The sequence below is a fragment of the Alphaproteobacteria bacterium genome (genome assembly GCA_019695395.1).
Lineage (GTDB): Bacteria > Pseudomonadota > Alphaproteobacteria > JAEUKQ01 > JAIBAD01 > JAIBAD01.
In genome coordinates this window covers 1-20,356 of the sequence record JAIBAD010000033.1, presented here as the reverse complement: position 1 = coordinate 20,356, position 20,356 = coordinate 1, and the positions used below count along the sequence as shown (strand labels likewise).

At 33.8% G+C, this 20,356-nt stretch carries 17 protein-coding genes; 14 read left to right on the top strand and 3 right to left on the bottom strand.

Translation table 11 applies throughout. The annotated features are described in order from the left end of the window. The 10 genes from nuoL to K1X44_06615 form a co-directional block, all read left to right on the top strand. Positions 1–1,859, top strand: a 1,859-nt coding sequence (gene nuoL / locus K1X44_06660; GenBank protein MBX7146971.1) for an NADH-quinone oxidoreductase subunit L, incomplete at its 5' end; no start/stop codon positions are given. A gap of 3 nt (positions 1,860–1,862) precedes the next feature. Then, complete coding sequence (locus tag K1X44_06655; protein ID MBX7146970.1) at positions 1,863–3,356, top strand: NADH-quinone oxidoreductase subunit M; 1,494 nt, start codon at positions 1,863–1,865, stop codon at positions 3,354–3,356. Between the two features lie 39 nt (positions 3,357–3,395). Next, positions 3,396–4,841 carry an NADH-quinone oxidoreductase subunit NuoN gene (nuoN, locus tag K1X44_06650; protein ID MBX7146969.1) on the top strand — a complete coding sequence of 482 codons (1,446 nt, stop codon included), beginning with the start codon at positions 3,396–3,398 and terminating at the stop codon, positions 4,839–4,841. Next, entirely contained in the window at positions 4,841–5,614 is a 774-nt protein-coding gene (locus tag K1X44_06645) for a biotin--[acetyl-CoA-carboxylase] ligase (protein MBX7146968.1), read from the top strand. The genes nuoN and K1X44_06645 overlap by 1 nt, the downstream gene beginning before the upstream one ends. Before the next feature lie 33 nt (positions 5,615–5,647). Further along, positions 5,648–6,415, top strand: coding sequence for a type III pantothenate kinase (locus K1X44_06640; protein MBX7146967.1), 768 nt, complete (start codon positions 5,648–5,650; stop codon positions 6,413–6,415). Next, on the top strand, positions 6,416–8,080 hold the full coding sequence (locus K1X44_06635; protein ID MBX7146966.1) for a ribonuclease J: 1,665 nt from the start codon (positions 6,416–6,418) through the stop codon (positions 8,078–8,080). A 1-nt stretch (position 8,081) separates the two neighbouring features. After that, positions 8,082–8,486, top strand: coding sequence for a methylmalonyl-CoA epimerase (gene mce, locus K1X44_06630; protein ID MBX7146965.1), 405 nt, complete (start codon positions 8,082–8,084; stop codon positions 8,484–8,486). Further along, positions 8,486–8,719, top strand: a complete 234-nt coding sequence (locus K1X44_06625) for a DUF1467 family protein (protein MBX7146964.1) — start codon at positions 8,486–8,488, stop codon at positions 8,717–8,719. Before mce ends, K1X44_06625 begins: the two co-directional genes overlap by 1 nt. A gap of 14 nt (positions 8,720–8,733) precedes the next feature. Beyond that, entirely contained in the window at positions 8,734–9,576 is an 843-nt protein-coding gene (gene dapF / locus K1X44_06620) for a diaminopimelate epimerase (GenBank protein ID MBX7146963.1), read from the top strand. Positions 9,577–9,624: 48 nt separating this feature from the next. Further along, a complete protein-coding gene (locus K1X44_06615) occupies positions 9,625–10,371 on the top strand; it encodes a sulfite exporter TauE/SafE family protein (protein MBX7146962.1) in 747 nt (248 codons plus the stop codon). A 17-nt stretch (positions 10,372–10,388) separates the two neighbouring features. On the opposite strand, the gene aguB is transcribed toward K1X44_06615, so the two are convergent. Continuing rightward, the gene (gene aguB, locus K1X44_06610; GenBank protein MBX7146961.1) at positions 10,389–11,258 is read right to left on the bottom strand and encodes an N-carbamoylputrescine amidase; all 870 of its coding nucleotides are present in this window, start codon (positions 11,256–11,258) and stop codon (positions 10,389–10,391) included. A gap of 174 nt (positions 11,259–11,432) precedes the next feature. On the opposite strand from aguB, the gene K1X44_06605 reads away from it, so the two are divergent. From K1X44_06605 to gltA, 3 genes are read left to right on the top strand one after another with little or no spacing between them, the layout of a single operon-like run. Further along, positions 11,433–12,968: an acyl-CoA carboxylase subunit beta gene (locus tag K1X44_06605; protein ID MBX7146960.1), complete on the top strand. Its 1,536-nt coding sequence runs from the start codon at positions 11,433–11,435 to the stop codon at positions 12,966–12,968. A gap of 58 nt (positions 12,969–13,026) precedes the next feature. Then, positions 13,027–14,436, top strand: a complete 1,410-nt coding sequence (gltX, locus tag K1X44_06600) for a glutamate--tRNA ligase (GenBank protein ID MBX7146959.1) — start codon at positions 13,027–13,029, stop codon at positions 14,434–14,436. A gap of 23 nt (positions 14,437–14,459) precedes the next feature. Further along, the gene (gene gltA / locus K1X44_06595; protein ID MBX7146958.1) at positions 14,460–15,794 is read left to right on the top strand and encodes a citrate (Si)-synthase; all 1,335 of its coding nucleotides are present in this window, start codon (positions 14,460–14,462) and stop codon (positions 15,792–15,794) included. Positions 15,795–16,291: 497 nt separating this feature from the next. Here gltA and K1X44_06590 read toward each other — a convergent pair whose 3' ends face one another. After that, positions 16,292–17,695: a beta-lactamase family protein gene (locus tag K1X44_06590; GenBank protein MBX7146957.1), complete on the bottom strand. Its 1,404-nt coding sequence runs from the start codon at positions 17,693–17,695 to the stop codon at positions 16,292–16,294. Between the two features lie 304 nt (positions 17,696–17,999). On the opposite strand from K1X44_06590, the gene K1X44_06585 reads away from it, so the two are divergent. Further along, entirely contained in the window at positions 18,000–19,454 is a 1,455-nt protein-coding gene (locus K1X44_06585) for a YdiU family protein (GenBank protein ID MBX7146956.1), read from the top strand. Here the strand turns inward: K1X44_06585 and K1X44_06580 are convergent. Then, on the bottom strand, positions 19,435–20,356 hold a 922-nt coding region (locus K1X44_06580), incomplete at its 5' end, for a nucleotide sugar dehydrogenase (GenBank protein ID MBX7146955.1). The two genes, K1X44_06585 and K1X44_06580, sit on opposite strands and share 20 nt — an antisense overlap.

Genomic DNA, 20,356 nt, shown 5'->3' with positions numbered 1-20,356 from the left:
GCCAGCTTATCACAACTTTATTTATGCTTATTTGTGCAGGATTATCTTGGTTTATCTTTTTTGACATTGCGCATCATCATCAAAATTATACGCAAAATCTTTTGACCTGGATCCAATCAGGATCATTTGAAATTGTATGGTCATTGCGTTTTGACATTTTGACAGCCGTTATGCTGGTTGTCGTATCAACTGTATCAGCAATGGTTCATCTATATTCAATTGGTTATATGTCCCATGATAAAAGTATACCAAGGTTTATGTCATATTTAAGTTTATTTACTTTTTGTATGCTTATGCTGGTTACGTCAGATAACTTTTTACAATTATTTTTTGGATGGGAAGGTGTTGGTTTATGTTCCTATTTATTAATTGGTTTCTGGTATGAACGTCCATCGGCTAATAAAGCTGCAATTAAAGCATTTGTTGTTAATCGGGTTGGCGATTTTGGATTTGCCTTAGGTATTATGGGCGTTTTTTTCATTTTTAATTCTGTTGATTTTAATACGGTTTTTTCATCTGTGCAGGGTCAATCTACGACAATGATTCATTTTTTAGGGTTTAATCTTAAAACAATGGATACGTTGTGTATTTTATTATTTATTGGCGCTATGGGAAAATCAGCCCAACTTGGATTACACGTTTGGCTCCCTGATGCGATGGAAGGCCCAACCCCTGTGTCAGCCTTAATCCATGCGGCAACCATGGTTACAGCTGGTGTCTTTATGGTATGTAGATTGTCTCCTATGTTTGAATATGCACCCATTGCTTTATCTTTAGTTATTTTTGTTGGGGCAACAACCGCATTTTTTGCTGCAACTATAGGTATGTGTCAATATGATATTAAACGGGTTATTGCCTATTCGACATGTAGCCAGCTTGGTTATATGTTTGTAGCAGCTGGAGTTTCTGCTTATGGGGCATCTATGTTTCATTTATTTACGCATGCTTTCTTTAAAGCTTTATTATTTTTGGGGGCGGGATCTGTTATTCATGCTGTTTCAGGCGAGCAGGATATGAGAAAAATGGGGGGGTTAGCACGTTCTATACCCATAACATATGCGATGATGTGGGTTGGTAATTTAGCCCTAGCTGGAATTGGTATTCCTGATATTTTTGGATTTGCAGGTTTTTATTCAAAGGATTCAATTTTAGAAGCAGCATGGTTATCCTCTAATCCCTTTGGCTATTATGCATTTTGGTTGGGCATTATTACAGCTTTTATGACAGCTTTTTATAGTTGGCGTCTTTTACTAATAACCTTTCATGGGAAAGCCCAATTTGGCCATGAGGTACATCCCCATGAATCGCCTTTATCTATGTTGTTACCTTTGGTAGGGCTATCCGTTGGGGCATTATTTGCAGGATATATATTTCATGAATTTTTTGTGGGTCATGAAAACGCTGTTTTCTGGCAAGAAACATTAAAAAATTCAAATGCTCTTTTTGGTGCAGAACATTCTCATTTGCCAGAATGGGTTAAATGGGCACCCTTAGCCGTAGGTATATTGGGTATTCTTTTGGCCTATCTATGTTACATGGTATTTCCACAATTACCAAAATTCTTTACCCAATCATTTTCATGGCTCCATCGTTTTGTTTATAACAAATGGTATGTTGATGAATTATATGAATTTATATTTGTTAAACCTGCTTTTAAAATAGGTAATTTTTTATGGAAATGGATCGATGGTAAAACCATTGACCGGTTTGGCCCCGATGGTTTTGCTGCTTTAACGACATTTTTTGCAAGAAAAACAAATACCTTACAAACGGGTTATCTTTATCATTATGCTTTCGTTATGATTATTGGGCTTATTCTTTTTATAACATGGCAACTTATTAATTTATCTTGGTTTTAAAAAATGGTTTTAACAAATATTTTAATTTTACTTGCCTTTTTACCTTTAGCTGGGGTGGCCATAATATTCTTGACCCAAGGCCCAGAAGATAAAAAAAATAATTATGCAAGATGGACCGCCTTTTGGACCTCTATGGTTGTTTTTATTTTATCGACGACATTATGGGTGCATTTTGATCTTACAAATCCGGATTTTCAATTTGTCAGTAAATTATCTTGGATTTCAGATTCAACACTTAGCCTTCATTTTGGTATTGATGGTATTTCTATTTTATTTATTTTACTTACGACTTTTTTAATACCCATTTGTATCTTGGCCAGTTGGCAATCAATTCAGCATCATGTCAAATTATACATGATTGCATTCCTTATTTTAGAAACCATGCTCATTGGAATGTTTTGTGCGCTTGATTTGGTTCTTTTTTATGTATTTTTCGAAGGTGTTTTGATCCCAATGTTTTTAATTGTTGGGATATGGGGTGGATCTAGAAGAGTATATGCATCATTTAAATTTTTTCTTTATACGCTTCTTGGATCCATTTTAATGTTGCTTGCTATTTTATTTATGTACCATGAAGCCCATACAACAAATATCAGAGAATTATTAACCTATCATTTCACCCCTGAAGTTCAATTATGGTTATGGCTTGCTTTTTTTGCCTCTTTTGCGGTTAAAATACCTATGTGGCCAGTTCATACATGGTTACCCGATGCCCATGTTGAAGCACCAACCGCTGGTTCCGTTATCTTAGCAGGTGTTTTATTAAAAATGGGGGGATATGGTTTTTTGAGATTCTCTTTACCTATGATGCCCTATGCCAGTGAATTTTTTGCCCCGTTAATTTTTGTTTTAAGTATTATTGCTGTAATATACACATCGCTGGTCGCGCTTGTTCAACAAGATATCAAAAAATTAATTGCATATTCATCAATTGCCCATATGGGCTATGTAACAGCAGGTATTTTTACCCTTAATCAACAAGGTATGCTTGGCGCTATTACCCAAATGCTTAGTCATGGTATTGTATCGGCGGCTTTGTTTTTGTGTGTGGGTGTTATTTATGATCGTTTGCATACAAGGGAAATTTCAGCTTATGGGGGACTTAGTAAAATAATGCCTAAATATGCTGTTGTTTTTATGATCATGACCATGGCATCTGTTGGCTTACCAGGGACAAGTGGGTTTGTGGGTGAATTTTTGGTTATGCTTGGATCTTTTCAAAGAAATACATGGGTTGCAGCTTTCATAACAGTGGGTATTATTTTAGGGGCTGCTTATATGCTTTTCCTTTATGCGCGTATATTTTTTGGTGACGTTCATAATAAAAAATTATTTGATCTTTCTGATCTTAATTGGCGTGAAAAAATTATTTTTGTGCCTTTGATTATTATTGTGATGTGGATGGGAATTTATCCTTCATCCTTTACAAAACTTATTAATCCCGCGCTTAATCAATTGATTGAAAATTACCACCATGCGCTTGATCAAGAAAATTAGGAATAATAGACTAACTTTAAAGAAAGAATTAACTACATAATGATAAGTAAAATAGATTTTTTAATGATCAATCCAGAATTATTTTTATTAACAGCTATTATTGTGGCGTTAATGGTTGGCACTTTTTCATCGAAAAATATTTTTAAATCTATTTGTTATGGTTTAGTAGCTATTCTTGGCGTAACAGTTTTTTTGGTAGGAAAAAGGGAGGCAGGACAAGCTTTCTCTGGTATGTTACATTTTGATCTTCTTTCTAATTTTTTCGTATGCTTATCAATTATAGCAACAATTTTTTCTATTATTATTACTATTAATTATGCAGAAAAAGAAAAAATAAACAAATTTGAATTGCCAATTTTGATGGTGCTTTCGGTTTTGGGTATGATGATTATGCTTTATGCCCAAAATTTATTGCTTCTATATTTGGGATTAGAATTACAAAGTTTACCTTTATATATTTTAGCAGCCTTTCAAAGAGATAAATTACGGCCAACAGAATCTGGGTTGAAATATTTTGTTTTGGGTGCTTTGTCCTCAGGCATGCTTCTTTATGGGATCAGTATGATTTATGGGTATACAGGAAGCATAGATTTCACACCATTGCATCAGATATTAGAAAACCATAATCAAATTTCCCAAAATAATTTAGGATTTGTGATTGGATTAATTTTTATTTTAGTTGGTTTTGCCTTCAAAATATCTGCAGTACCTTTTCATATGTGGACACCCGATGTGTATGAAGGTGCCCCCACACCAATCACAGCATTTTTTGCAAGCGCACCAAAAATCGCATCACTTGGCGTTTTTATTCAATTAATGATGGGACCATTTCAACCTTTGCTTATGCAATGGCAGCAAATTGTTATTTTCATGTCTGTGGCCTCTATGATTTTGGCAGCGCTAGCTGCCCTTGGACAAAAAAATATCAAACGGCTTATGGCCTATAGTTCTATTGGCCATATTGGATATATTTTAATTGGTCTTATAACGGCCAATACAAATGGATTGCAATCAATTTTAATTTATCTTGTTATTTATTGGGTTACAAATCTTGGGGCTTTTGCTTGTATAACCATGATGCGTACAGATGGTAAAGCAGTTGAAGGAATTAATGATTTAGCAGGATTATCCAAATACCAACCTTTGATGGCATTTGCTTTTGCGGTATTTATGTTTTCAATGGCAGGTATCCCGCCCTTAGCAGGGTTTTTGGCAAAATTTTATGTTTTTAAAGCAGCAATTGAATCAGGATATTATATTCTTTCTATCATAGGGGTTTTAAGCAGCGTGGTTGCGGCTTTTTATTATTTACGTGTTATAAAAGTCATGTATTTTGATCAATCAACGACAAAACTTGATCCTGTACGTTCATGGGAAACGAGCATTGTGATAACTTTATCGACATGCGCTGTCATTGGTATATTTATTATACCTTCTTTTTTGATAACACAGGCAAATTTAATTGTCTTAGACTTTTTAAAATAATGAATAAAAGACTCACTTTAAATTCGTTTTATACATTAATTAAATTTGATGAAATTGACAGTACCAATGACGAATTAAAAAGGTTAATTTACCATTCATCTGGTACATGTGAAGGAACAGTTGTTTGGGCTTTATGCCAAAAAGCAGGTAAGGGAAGAAGAGGGAAGCAATGGTTTTCCCCGCCTGGTAATTTATATTTCTCTTTATTATTAAAACCAGAAACTTCTATTCAAAATACAGGGCAAATTGGATTTATCGCGAGCAACACAATGGCCGATATTATTGAACAATATTCTAATCATCAAATAAAGATTAATTTAAAATGGCCCAATGATTTATTAATTAAAAAACACAAAATTGGGGGAATTTTATTAGAAAGTTTAACGTCGCTTCAATCGACCTTATTGCTTGATTGGTTAATTATAGGTATTGGTATTAATATTAATCATTATCCACCAGATAATCCATATCCTGTTACCAGTTTATTTAAAGAAAATTTAATTTTGATGACTTCGGATTTAACAATATTTTTATATAGTTTTCTTAATAGTTTTTATGTTAACTATATAAAATGGAAAAAAAATGGTTTTTCTTTTATAAAAGATGAATGGCTTCAAAAAGCAGAAGGTTTAAAAAAAAATATTAGTATCAAATTAGAAGATAAGATAGTATCAGGATATTTTGAGACTATAGATGAAACAGGGGCTTTAATTTTAATTGATCCTAACGGAATAAAACATAAAATTACAACAGGTGACGTATCTTTTGGTTAGATTAATATCACATGCCAGGGTAGAATGGGTTAAATGCTTTTAGTCATTGATTGTGGAAATACAAATACAGTTTTTGCTTTGGTAGATAAAGAAAATATTAAAGCAAGTTGGCGTACCGCTACGGATTCTAAAAAAACTGCTGATGATTATATTGTTTGGCTTGCCCAATTAATGGCTTTAGAAAATTATTCTGTAAAAAATATCAATGCAGTTGCCATTGCATCTGTCGTACCTCAATCTTTACTTAATCTTAAAATTTTGGCAAAAAAATATTTTGCGTGTAATCCTTTTATTATTGATAGACATCATATAACACGTGATATAAAAATCACTTTACCTAATCCCGATGAAATTGGAGCGGATCGGTTGGTAAATGTTGTAGCTGCTCGACAAAAATATTCTTTGCCCTTAATTGTGGTAGATTTTGGTACGGCTACAACTTTCGATATTTTGAATGATCATGCTGAATATATAGGCGGGTTAATTATACCTGGTGTTAATTTATCCTTAGAAGCTCTTTATAAAAATGCTGCAAAACTTCCCAAAGTTGAAATTATAAAACCCGAAAAGGTTATTGGTCATACAACAATTCATGCTATGCAATCGGGTATTTATTGGGGATATCTTAGCCTGATTGAAGGTGTGACACAAAAAATAATTGAAGAACAAAAATTTAAAAATTTATCTATTATTGCCACGGGTGGACTATCTACCCTATTTTCTAAAACCCACATATTTACAGCGATTGATCCTGATTTAACATTAAATGGATTAGTTTATATTTATGAAGCGTATAAATAAATGACAATTCTTCCAAAAAATGATGAAGTTTTATTTTTGCCATTAGGTGGATCCAATGAAATTGGAATGAATCTTAATTTATATGGACACGATCAAAAATGGCTTATGGTTGATTTAGGTATTTCATTTATGGATCCAGCGATGCCAGGCGTTGAAGTAACCATGCCTGATCCTAAATTTATTCATGAACAACGTAATCAATTATTAGGATTGGTACTTACGCACGCCCACGAAGATCATATTGGTGCTGTACCTTATTTATGGCCGCAATTAGAATGTCCAATTTATGCAACACCATTTACAGCTAGCCTTCTTCGTAACAAACTTAAAGAAGCTGGTTTAGAAAAAAAAGCCAAAATTACACTAATTAATCCAGGTCAAAAAATTTCAATTGGGCCTTTTGAAATTGAAATTATTCATATTACACATTCTATACCAGATTCATATGCTGTGATCTTACGTACAAAATTGGGAGCTATATTACATACAGGTGATTGGAAATTTGATCCGGGTCCCGTGGTTGGGCCTGTATCAGATGAAAAGGCATTGCAGAGTTTATCGCAAGAAAATGTTCTTGCTGTTGTTGGGGATTCTACCAATATTTATACACTTGGTCATTCTGGTTCTGAGCAAGAACTTGCCCAAAGTTTAATAAATATTACAAAAAATTTTAAATATCGGATTGCTTTTGCTTGTTTTGCAAGTAATGTTGCAAGAATTAAAACTATTGCGTCCATTGCCCAAAAAATCGGTCGCCATGTTGTTCTTGCAGGTAAATCTTTATGGCGCATCAATGCGGCGGCGCGAGAATGTAATTATTTGTCAGATATGCAGGAATTTCTTCCAGAAGAAGAATTTATGAAACTTCCAAGGGATAGAGTCTTATTGATTTGTACAGGTAGTCAAGGTGAAGAAAGATCAGCTTTGGCAAAAATTGCTAATAAAACCCATCCCAGAATTTTTTTAGAAAAGGATGATACAGTTATTTTTTCATCCCGTATAATCCCAGGTAATGAAATAGTTATCAATAAATTACATAACAAACTTGTTGATTTAGGGATTAATATTATTACAGAAAAAGATGAATTTGTTCATGTCTCTGGGCATCCTGCTCAAGAAGAATTGGCAACAATGTATCGTTATGTTAAACCCAAAGCCCTTATTGCGGTGCATGGGGAAAGACATCATGTTATGGCGCATGCTAAATTTGCATTGAAATGCCAAATACCTCATGCTATCGCGGGACGAAATGGAACCATAATTAGAATTACCAATGAATCTATAGAAGAAGATGAAACCGTAATTCATAATAAACTTGGGCTAGATGGTACCAAACTTATCCCTAAAGAGTCGAAAATTTTTAAAGAAAGACATAAATTACTTAATACGGGTGCAGTTTTTATTACAATGATTTTTAATCAAAAGAATGATTTAATGGCTAAACCTTTAATTAATTTACCTGGTATTTTGATTGAAGAAGAAAATGTACCCTTGATAGAACGTATAACTGGTAATTTATGGGCATCGTTAAAACAACTTTCTTTCGACGATAGGCAAAAAGATATAGTGGTCAAGGATTTTACGATTTCATTGATAAGAAGTATGTTAAAAGATTATTACGGTAAAAAACCCATGATTTATGTTCATTTATTAAGGATGTCATAAAATGATTGGCCGTCTTAATCATGTAGCAATTGCGGTACCAGATTTACATGAAGCATCGCAAATTTATGCTACTATATTAGGGAGTAACGTATCAAAACCTGTATCATTACCTGCTCATGGTGTGACAGTTGTTTTTGTTGACCTACCTAATACAAAGATTGAACTTTTACATCCTTTGGGTGATACATCACCCATTAAAAAATTTCTTGAAAAAAATCCTTTGGGTGGCATCCATCATATTTGCTATGAGGTCGAAGATATTTTAGAATCTGCTAAACAATTAACATTAAAAGGTATAAAAATTTTGGGAACTGGCATTCCGGAAATTGGAGCCCATGGTAAACCTGTACTTTTTCTAAGTCCTAAAAATTTTATGGGTACCTTAATAGAATTAGAACAGGTATAATGATTTGGTTTCGTGATATATTAGCTTATATCGTCATATGGTGGATAATTTTTTTTATGACGTTACCCTTTGGTATAAAAACTTTATCGAAAGAAGAAAATATAAATAAAAGTGGGGTTCCAGAAAAACCAAGAATTTTTATTAAAAGTTTCATTACTACACTACTAGCTTTCTTTATATGGATTATTTGGAAAGTATGGTTAAATAAATATTTATATAATTTGTCAATTTAATAGTTGTTAATATAATGATACATTATACATTAATGCATGGATGCGGAAACGATTTTATTTTTCTTGAAGATCCATCAAATTTATTATTTCCATCGCGACATGTTTTAGCATTGCATTTATGTGATCGCCACAAGGGCATTGGGGCAGATGGGTTGGTCTTAATTAATCATAATAAAGAACTTGGTACATTTTCTATGGTTTATATTAATTCGGATGGAAGTGATGGCGCTATGTGTGGAAATGCAGCACGCTGTGCTGCTTATTATATAACATATTTTTATAATATTCGGCAAAGATTTATTATTAATACACCTGTAGGGGCAATTAGCTCGCTTGTTTCATCAAAAGATGATGTTAAAATTGATATGACTAACCCCAAAGATGAAAAAGAAGTTTCATTATCCTTACCCTTTAGCCAACCGCCATTTTATTTTATAAATACGGGCGTGCCGCATCTTGTCATTATGGTCAGTAATATTTTAAACATTGATGTTCACACTTGGGGAAAAAAACTTAGAAATGATGAGATTTTTAATCCAGATGGTACAAATGTAAATTTTGTAGAAACAAGACCTGAAATTAATTTTATCCGTACTTATGAACGTGGTGTTGAAAAAGAAACTTTAGCATGTGGAACAGGTTCTATAGCAGCAGCTTTAGCTTTATATCGATACACAAATCTTCAACCCCCAATTATCATTAAAACCTATGGCGGGGATCATTTAAAAATTGATTTTAAAGAAGACGCAAATAAAAATTTTTATGGTGTAACCTTATCTGGTCCAGTAGAAATTATTGCATCAGGTGAAGTTAATGAATCATGGCTAAGTGATCGTGGATTAAATTTTCATTTATAATATAATGTCTAATTGATTATTTATAGTATTAAAGAGATTATCAAGATTATGGATATAGATTTTTGGCAATTAATTACTTTAGGTTTTTTTGCACAATTAATTGATGGTGCTTTGGGTATGGCATATGGTACTTTATCCGCAACTGTTTTATTAAGTTTGGGATTGCCACCATCTATTGCAAGTGCAAGTGTTCATACAGCAGAAATTGTAACAACTGGTATTTCTGGTGCATCACATTATTGGTATAAAAATATTGATTTTAAAATTGTAAAAAGAATCGCTATCCCAGGTATTATAGGTGCTATTATAGGTGCTTATATATTAACAGAAATACCAGGAAATGTCATAAAACCATATGTCTCAGGATATCTTTTTATATTAGGTATCGTTATTTTATTGCGTGCCTTATCAAAAATTGAAAAAGTTAAAATTTTTTTTAAGGATTTAGAAATTTTTGCTCTTTTCGGTGGGTTTCTAGATACTATAGGGGGTGGGGGATGGGGGCCTATTCTTGCCTCAAGTTTAATTGCAACGGGAAGAACGCCTCGATATGTTATTGGTTCGGTCAATTTTGCAGAATTTTTTATAAGTTTGACAGCCTCTATTGTTTTTATTCTCACATTGAACAATTTTGATACTTATTGGAAAATTTCATTAGCCCTTTTAATAGGTGGGGCAATCGCAGCCCCATTTGCGGCAAAGATTACACAAAAAATTCCAAGAAAATTATTAATGTTTTTTGTGGGATGTTTAATTGTATTATTAAGTTTAAATAATATTTTTAAATTTATATAACTGTAACTTTACTAAAATTATTCATTACCTTCATAAGATAGAATTGGTACATACAATTCAGGTCTTCTGTCACGGAAGATACCCCATGAAGCTCTTTGTTTTTTAATCATACTAAGATCGAAAGTTGCAATAAGAACCTTTTCTTCGTCACGGGTTGCTTCGGTAATTTTTTCTCCATGAGGACCAGCAATGAATGATGATCCATAAAAATTCATAGAACAGCTACTGCCCTGTTCAAATCCTATACGATTAGAAGCAACTAAGGGTATTAAATTTGCACCGGCGTGACCTTGCATAACTCTTTGCCAATGATCACGACTATCTATAGTGGGATCATGAGGTTCACTTCCAATGGCTGTAGGATAAAATAGTATTTCTGCACCTTGTAATGATAAAATCCTTGCACTTTCTGGAAACCATTGATCCCAACAAATGCCAACACCAATTCGTGCAAATCTTGTATCCCATACTTTAAAACCTGTATCCCCCGGATTAAAATAATATTTTTCTTGATATCCTGGCCCATCAGGAATATGAGATTTTCTGTAGATACCTAACATTTCTCCATCAGCATCAATAACCATAACAGAATTAAAATAGGCATTATTGGCACGCTCAAAAAAGCTTATAGGTAAAACGACATTTAACTCTGCCGCAAGCTTACTCATATAACGAAGCATAGGATGATTGTCAGCAGGATGAGCAAGAGAAAAATGATCCTGTTGTTGATCTTTACAAAAATAGGGTGTTGAAAATAATTCTGGCAAAAGTATAATTTGAGCACCATTTTTTGCTGCTTGCTTTATCATGGCATCTGCTTTTAAAAGATTTTTTTCTATTTCATGACCACACGCAAATTGGGTAGCAGCAACTGTAACTTTAGACATAAATTTTTCCTCAGATATTAATTATTATTGTGCCATAACATACTTTATTTATTTAGCCAAGGATCTTGACCATTATTAAATAATAGTAAAGTAATAGAAAATTGATAGACCAAAAATAAGGAAGAAGCTATTCTAATATAATCAACATCAAAAACTAACCTTTAATATATTTACATGTATCATAATATTATCAAAGAATTGGAAGAAAGACGTAATCTTGCAAGATTGGGTGGCGGACAATCTCGTATTGAGACTAGACATCAACGTGGAAAATTAACAGCTCGAGAAAGGCTTGAAATTTTACTTGATCCGGATTCTTTTGAAGAATGGGGAATGTTTGTCGAACACCGATGTTATGATTTTGGTATGAATGATCAAAAGATACCTGGTGATGGGGTGGTTACAGGACACGGTACAATTGGTGGGCGTTTGGTTTTTGTATTTAGTCAAGATTTTACAGTATTTGGTGGCTCATTAAGCGAAACGCATGCTGAAAAAATATGTCGTATTATGGATCAAGCTTTAAAAGTTGGGGCACCTGTCATTGGACTTAATGATTCAGGTGGGGCCCGTATTCAAGAGGGTGTTGCCTCGCTCGCAGGATATGCAGAAGTTTTTCAGCGCAACATATTAGCATCTGGTGTGGTCCCACAAATTTCTATGATTATGGGACCTTGCGCAGGGGGTGCTGTTTATTCGCCAGCTATGACAGATTTTATTTTTATGGTTAAAGATTCATCTTATATGTTTGTGACAGGACCTGATGTTGTTAAAACTGTTACCCATGAAATTGTAACCCATGAAGAATTAGGTGGGGCTATAACACATAATACAAAATCAGGCGTTGCCGATTTAGCTTTTGATAATGAATTGGAAGCTCTATTACGATTAAGACGTTTTTATAGTTATCTGCCTCTTTCAAATAAAGAAAAGGCACCACATTATCAAACTCAAGATCCTATAGATCGTATAGAAATGTCTTTGGATACGTTGATACCTGATAATCCCAATAAGCCTTATGATATGAAAGAATTAATTGAAAAAATCGTTGATGAGAAAGATTTTTTTGAAATTCAACCTTCATATGCTGGTAATATTATTATTGGATTTGCAAGAATAGGGGGGAATACTATTGGTATTGTTGCAAATCAACCTTCTGTTCTTGCAGGATGTTTGGATATCGATTCATCACGTAAAGCTGCTAGATTTGTTAGATTTTGTGATTGTTTTAATATACCAATCATAACTTTTGTTGATGTGCCAGGTTTTTTACCTGGTGTCGCCCAAGAACATGATGGCATTATTAAACATGGGGCTAAATTACTTTTTGCTTATGGCGAAGCAACTGTACCAAAAATTACGGTTATTACACGCAAAGCTTATGGTGGTGCCTATGATGTTATGAGTTCAAAACATCTTCGGGGTGATATTAACTATGCCTGGCCAACAGCAGAAATTGCTGTTATGGGACCAAAAGGAGCAACAGAAATTATTTTTCGCAATGAAATAAATGACCAAGATAAAATAGCAAAACGAACAGAAGATTATCGTAACAAATTTGCAAATCCTTTTTATGCAGCAAGCAGAGGTTTTATTGACGATGTTATTATGCCCCATGGGACAAGAAAACGTCTTGCACACGCTTTGTCAATTCTTGCAAATAAAAGATTAGATAATCCTTGGAAAAAACACGATAATATTCCTTTATAATTTATTATCATGTTAAGAAAAAATACATTAAATTCAAAAACATTAAGTTTATGGTGATATTTTGGTTGTAACACGTTTTGCTCCTTCTCCAACAGGATATTTGCATATTGGTGGTGCCAGAACAGCTTTATTCAATTGGCTTTTCGCAAAACATCATGGAGGTCAATTTCTTTTAAGGATTGAAGATACAGATCGTGCAAGATCAACAGATCAAGCAATTACAGCCATTATTGAAGGATTAAAATGGTTTGGGCTTACTTGGGATGGTGATGTTATTTATCAATCCCAACGATTTCAAAGACATTATGAAATTGCAATGCACCTTTTGAAGCAAGGACATGCCTATTATTGTTATTGTACACCTGATGAACTTCAACAAATGCGGGAGGAAGCTTTACGTCAAGGATTACCTTTCCGTTATAATGGTATGTGGCGCGACCGTGATCCTTCAGATGCTCCAAAAAATGTTAACCCTGTTATAAGATTGAAAGCGCAGCAAACTGGACAAACAATTTTGCATGACCAAGTACAAGGTGATGTAACACAAAATAACAATCAATTAGATGATATGGTTCTAGTCAGGGGTGATGGTACCCCAACATATATGTTATCGGTTGTTGTTGATGATCATGATATGAATATTACACATGTTATTAGAGGTGATGATCATTTAACAAATAGTTTTAGACAAATTCAAATATATCAAGCTATGGGTTGGACTTTACCAACTTTCGCTCACATTCCTCTTATTCATGGTTCTGATGGTCATAAATTGTCCAAGCGTCATGGTGCCCTTGGTATTGAAGCTTATAGAGATATGGGATATTTACCTATAGCATTAAGAAATTATTTATTAAGGCTAGGTTGGGCACATGGAAATGATGAAATTATTAGCATGAATCAAGCTATTCAATGGTTTGATTTATCTAGTTGTGGGAAATCGCCATCCAGATTTGATTTTATAAAATTACAAAATCTTAATGCACATTATTTAAAAGAAATGACTAATCAAGATTTATATACTATTGCTGTTGAATTTGTTGTTAAAAGGATTGGACGACAACTAACAGATCAAGAAAAAAGTTTTTTTCTAAAAGGATTAGAAGGATTAAAATCTCGTGCTAAAACAATTGTTGAGCTTGTTGATAATTCCTTATTTTATTTTGATGGAATGTTTCCTACATTGGATCAAAAAGCACTAGCTTTAGTAACTTCAGATACAAAAAAATGGTTATTAGATTTAAAAGAAAAATTATCTCTTTTACAAAATTGGAATACACAATCTATAGAAAATGAAATACGAGTATATATAACAGAGAATAATTTGAAATTGGGTGATATTGCCCAGCCTATGCGTGTTGCCTTAACAGGCAAAACTGTTTCACCAGGTGTTTTTGAAATATGTGATGTTTTGGGCCAAAAAGAAACTTTAAAAAGACTTTCTTTATTTAATTTAATTGAGATTTAACAAGGGGATTTATGATGGTAAAAATGAAACAAAACAATAAAGGTAATGGTTTAAAAAAAACATCAAAAGATTTGGTAACTATTATTGATCATGGTACGGGGAAAGAATTTGATTTACCTGTCTTACATGGTACATTAGGTCCTAGAGTTATTGATATACAATCCCTATATTCAAAACATAATTTGTTTACATACGACCCTGGTTTTACAGCAACCGGAAGTTGTAATTCGAAAATCAGTTATGTTGATGGTGAAAAAGGTGTTCTTTTACACCGGGGATATCCGATTCAAGATTTAGCCAGTAAAAGTGATTTTATGGAAGTATGTTATCTTCTTTGGCATGGTGAGTTACCCAATAAAAAACAAAAAGTTGAATTCGTTCATAATATTACTAATCACACAATGGTACATGAGCAGTTACAATTTTTTTATCGTGGATTTAGACGTGATGCACATCCTATGGCAGTTATGATGGGTGTTGTTGGTGCTTTATCAGCTTTTTATCACGATAGCACAGATATAAGTGATCCCCAGCAACGTTTAATTGCATCCCATCGCTTAATTGCAAAAATGCCAACACTTGCTGCCATGGCTTATAAATATTCAACAGGCCAACCTTTTATTTATCCACGCAATGATTTAAGTTATGCGGGAAATTTCTTAAATATGACTTTTGCTGTACCAGCCGAACAATATAAAATTAATCCTGCGGTGGAAAAAGCTATTGATAAAATATTTATCTTACATGCTGACCATGAACAAAATGCATCAACCTCAACAGTACGGATTGCAGGATCAAGTGGGGCAAATCCTTTTGCCTGTATTGCAGCTGGCATCGCGTCACTTTGGGGTCCAGCCCATGGAGGTGCTAACGAAGCTGTTTTAACTATGTTAAAACAAATAGGTGATAAAAAAAGAATCCCAGAATTTCTTAAAAAAGCTAAAGATAAATCTGATCCATTTAGGTTAATGGGATTTGGCCATCGTGTTTACAAAAATTATGATCCACGTGCAACTGTTTTACGCAAATCATGTCATGAGGTTTTACAGTCACTAGGTATTCGAAAAGAACCTTTGTTAGATCTGGCTATGGAATTAGAAAAAATTGCCCTAGAAGATGATTATTTTATTCAAAAGAAATTATTTCCGAATGTTGATTTTTATTCTGGCATTATTTTACAGGCAATTGGTTTCCCAACTTCTATGTTTACGGCTTTATTTGCGCTTGCAAGAACTGCAGGATGGGTTGCCCAATGGAATGAAATGTTTGAAGATCCTTTACAAAAAATTGGACGCCCACGCCAACTTTATACCGGATATAAACAACGTTCTTATACACCCTTGTTACAAAGAAAGTAAAAATTGTTTGATATACATTGGCCAAGGTTTGCGCTTCAACCCTATGAATGGAGTCAAGCACCAGAAATGACCTCTCGCAAGTGGCCAAACAGGAGCTAACCTTATAGGCAAATTCACATAGCAGGAGGGTTTTATCCAATTCATTCCTGCTCATTTTTGACTTTGTATCTCCGTCAAGGTTTGTGGCTTAATATCCATGAAATCAAGCACTTATTCTTTCATCTCACGGGCGATAAGACCGCAGCCAAATTCAATTAATTGGTTGATCAAGATTAATTTACCGTAGTCAATATAGGCAATAATTGAAAATCGTGAATATATGATAAATCAGTCATTACTATCGAAGGTAAGAATTATCTAGGCTGTTAATAATATATGGCAATCCAATAAATATAAATCAATTAACAACAGAAATAATATTTACCTCGAATAAAAACGGTGAAATTAAAGATTATAAAAATTTTTCAAATAGCTATTATTAAAAAACCAACCATAGATTAAGGAGGTGTAATACGAACGGCTTCCACGGCTACCCCGTCTTGTGTCCAAATAAAAGTATATCCCTTAGGAGTAATTTTAGGTGTCAATAAAGCATCAATGTTTAAAGGATAAAAATCGCCTTTACTATCGTAACCAAGAGCAATTTTAGACTCACCAGCAGCTTGAAAATAAAGCTGTTTGTTTTTATAGCTAAGCTGAACATTGACCCCGTCTACCACATATGACCCTTGTAAGGCGGAAAGCAATTTTTTTTTGGGAGTGGTTACTAGGCGCGGTGTCTCTAACGGTTGGTTCTTATCCATTAAATGCAATCCTAGACTTCCCAATCCGCCAAAATTGCCGAAGGTAGTATCAGCCAAGATTATCACGGCACGTTGGTCAGCCCGATTAATCGCGATAAAAGAAGAAAAACCACCCGTTCCCCCTTCATGTGCAATCCAAGAATGTCCATCAAGTGACATAATAATCCAGCCTAATCCCATATCTGGAGGCCCCCCATGTTCGGCAGCAGAACTAACCAAAATTTGTGTTTTTTCCAACGCTGGGGTAATTGGGGAAATAATCTGACCTAATTGTCCTTTTGCATATTGGATCATATCTTGTAATGAAGCGCGTACGCCGCCCACCCCGGCAAGGCTAGTCATAAAGTTCCAAGCTGGTACAATTTTTCCTCCTGGAATATGGCCCTTGGCCTCTGTTCTTGAGCGCCGAATTGAAAGGGTGGCGTTATTCATTTTTAAGGGAGTAAATAATTTTTTTTGCAATAAAGTATCAAGCGATTCGCCACCGATATTAGTAATCGACAACGACAAAAGCATAGCACCCAGGTTGGAATAATTCCACGCTGTTCCTGGTTCGTGATTTAACGTAATGGTTCTAAGGGAGTTGCGTAAAATGACTTCCGAAAAATTCGCATACGGATCATCAGGATTTGTCGGTAAAAAATCTGATGGTAAACTTGGTAATCCGCTGGTATGAGTAGCCAGATGGATTAATTGGATAGCTTTTCCGGCAAAAGTCGGCACTGAAAAACCTACGGGCAAATGATTGATAACCGGATCATTGAGGGTAACTTTCTTAGATAATACAAAATCAGCCAATAAAGCTGCTTGCATTGTTTTCGTCACCGAGCCTATTTCAAAAACGGTATTTTTATTGTAGCCCCGATCATGAGAAGGATTTGCACAGAAAAAGGTTGGGGTTGTTTTTACACCCTCAATAACCGCCACTGCCAAACACACATCCGTGCGATCATGAAAAAAGCGTTTTTTAACAATTGTGGCTAATTCGGTCGGGGTTAGGGTTTTTGTATCTGTTTCCAAGATGGGATTGTCTGAAGTACAAGAGGAAATGAATCCTACCAATATTATCGTAGCTAATATTCTAACAAATCTTTTCATAGAATTACCCACAAGGAAGGAGTGAATTTGATGTACGTGATATTGTTTTTAAGCACACAAATCATAAAGAATTTTGGAATTAAATAAAGTAAAAAAATACATTAAAAATAATATATCTTGAATCTCATATATCTACTACTTTAAAACCGGATTGTTGGCAGTAAAACGATAGGTTATATTAATTCAGGAAAAAAGCTTATAAAAAAAGCAGGTGAGAAAGATTATTTTACGATAAGGAAAATTCTCCTACTTACTAGATTAGTGCTATAATAAGGGATGATACTAACAGCGAGGATCATTTGTTATGGGATTATCTGATGCCTATAAACCTTTCCCTATTTATACAGAATTAGGGGAAGAGTTTTATGATGAGGTTAAAGCGGCTATTTTCCCACAACATATACTTCGTTATCGGAACTCTTTTTGGTCACAAAAATTAGGTTTTGGGCAATTATCTGATTATGAATGGGGTAAGTATTTTGGAAATTTTGAACCTTTACCTAATAATTTGGATAAACCTTTATCTTTAAGATATCATGGACATCAATTTCGGTATTATAATCCAGATCTTGGTGATGGGCGTGGTTTTTTATATGCCCAAATTCAAGACATTGAAAATAACCGCATATTAGATTTAGGCACAAAAGGAAGTGGACAAACACCCTGGTCAAGGAACGGGGATGGAAAACTAACTTTAAAAGGTGGGGTAAGAGAATTATTAGCCACAGAAATGTTAGAAGCTCTTGGTGTTTATACATCAAAAACTTTTAGTATTATTGAAACTGGTGAACAGCTTTATCGGAATGATGAACCATCTCCAACCAGATCTTGTGTCTTGGTACGTTTAAGTCATTCTCATATTAGAATTGGTACTTTTCAACGGTTTGCATATTTAGGTGAAACAGAAAATATTAAAAAACTTATTCAATATACTACTAAATATTATTATCCAGATTTATTTGATTTAGATTTAGAGCAACAAACTAAAAAGCTTTTTCAAAAAATTGTTGAAAATTGTGCCTTATTAACTGCATCATGGATGGTTGTTGGATTTGTACATGGTGTTTTAAATACAGATAATATTAATATCATGGGTGAAAGTTTTGATTATGGACCGTATCGTTTTCTACCCTATTTTGATCCAGATTTTGTTGCAGCATATTTTGATCATTCGGGACTTTATAGTTATGGAAGACAACCAGAAGCTGTTTATTGGAATCTAGCAAGATTGGCAGAGACATTTATACCGTTATCAAATCAACAAGAGCTTGAGAATATTCTTATATCTTTTTCTCCTTTATTTGTTCAAGCATGGCGGTATCTATTTTTTAGAAGATTAGGAAGGAAAGATTTCAATAATCAACAAAGTAATGATTTGATTGAAAAAACCTTTTCTTTTTTAAATCAAACAAAAATGCCTTTTGAGCAATTCTTTTTTGATTGGTATGGTAGTCATGAACGTTATGTAAAAAGCCCATTTTGTAATCTTTACCAGTCTGATAGTTTTATGGATATTAAAAATTTATTGCATAATCATATTTTAACTAAGACAAATGTACATTCCCATGATTATTTTAAAAATTCTATATGTTGTTCTCTTGTTATTGAGGAAATAGAAAAAATATGGGAAGCAATTGATAAAAAAGATGATTGGTCATTACTTTATAATAAAATTCATGATATCCATATTATGAAAAAGGCCTATCAATTTAACCCCATTACAAATTTTGATCAAATTTCTAAAGACGCCATAATGTAATATTTTTAGGACATTGTTGGGGATCAAGGCTTGATTTAATATCCATAACTATACCTTGGTCTAATAAAATTTTATCAAATAATTTCCAATTTTGATCACAATATTGTTTATGGGGCACCGCCAAAATAACGCAAGAGGCAGGTTTTAATTTGTCGAAAGATACTAAATTAAGTTGATATTCTTCATAAACAAAATTTGGATCTGCTAAAGGGTCTGCAATTTGAACATCAATGTTAAAAGATTTTAATTCATGCACGATATCTGTAACGCGTGTATTACGTATATCAGGCACGTTTTCTTTAAAAGTTAATCCAAGAATTGTGACCAATGGCTTTGAGGACCAGGTTTTATTATTTAATAATCTTATTGCTTCATGGGCTACAAATTGACCCATGCTGTCGTTAATACGACGCCCTGCTAAAATAACCTCTGGATGATAATTTACTTGTTCAGCACGATGGGTCAAATAATAAGGATCCACCCCAATACAATGACCTCCAACTAAACCCGGTGTAAATTTTAGAAAATTCCATTTTGTTGATGCTGCATTTAATACTTCTTGTGTATCTATATCTAATTTATGACAAATAAGGGCAAGTTCATTCATAAGTGCGATATTAAGATCACGCTGTGTGTTTTCTATAACCTTTGCCGCCTCTGCAACACGGATATTGGGCGCAGAATAAATTCCAGCTTTTACAATTGACGCATAAACATCAGCAACAATTTTTAACGTTTCAGGATTATTGGCTGACACAACTTTAATTATATTTTCAAGGCGATGGACACGGTCACCAGGATTAATACGTTCCGGTGAATATCCTATACCAAAATCAATTCCAGCTTTAAGATTAGAAAGCTTTTCTAAAATAGGTAAACATTCTTCTTCAGTGGCACCTGGG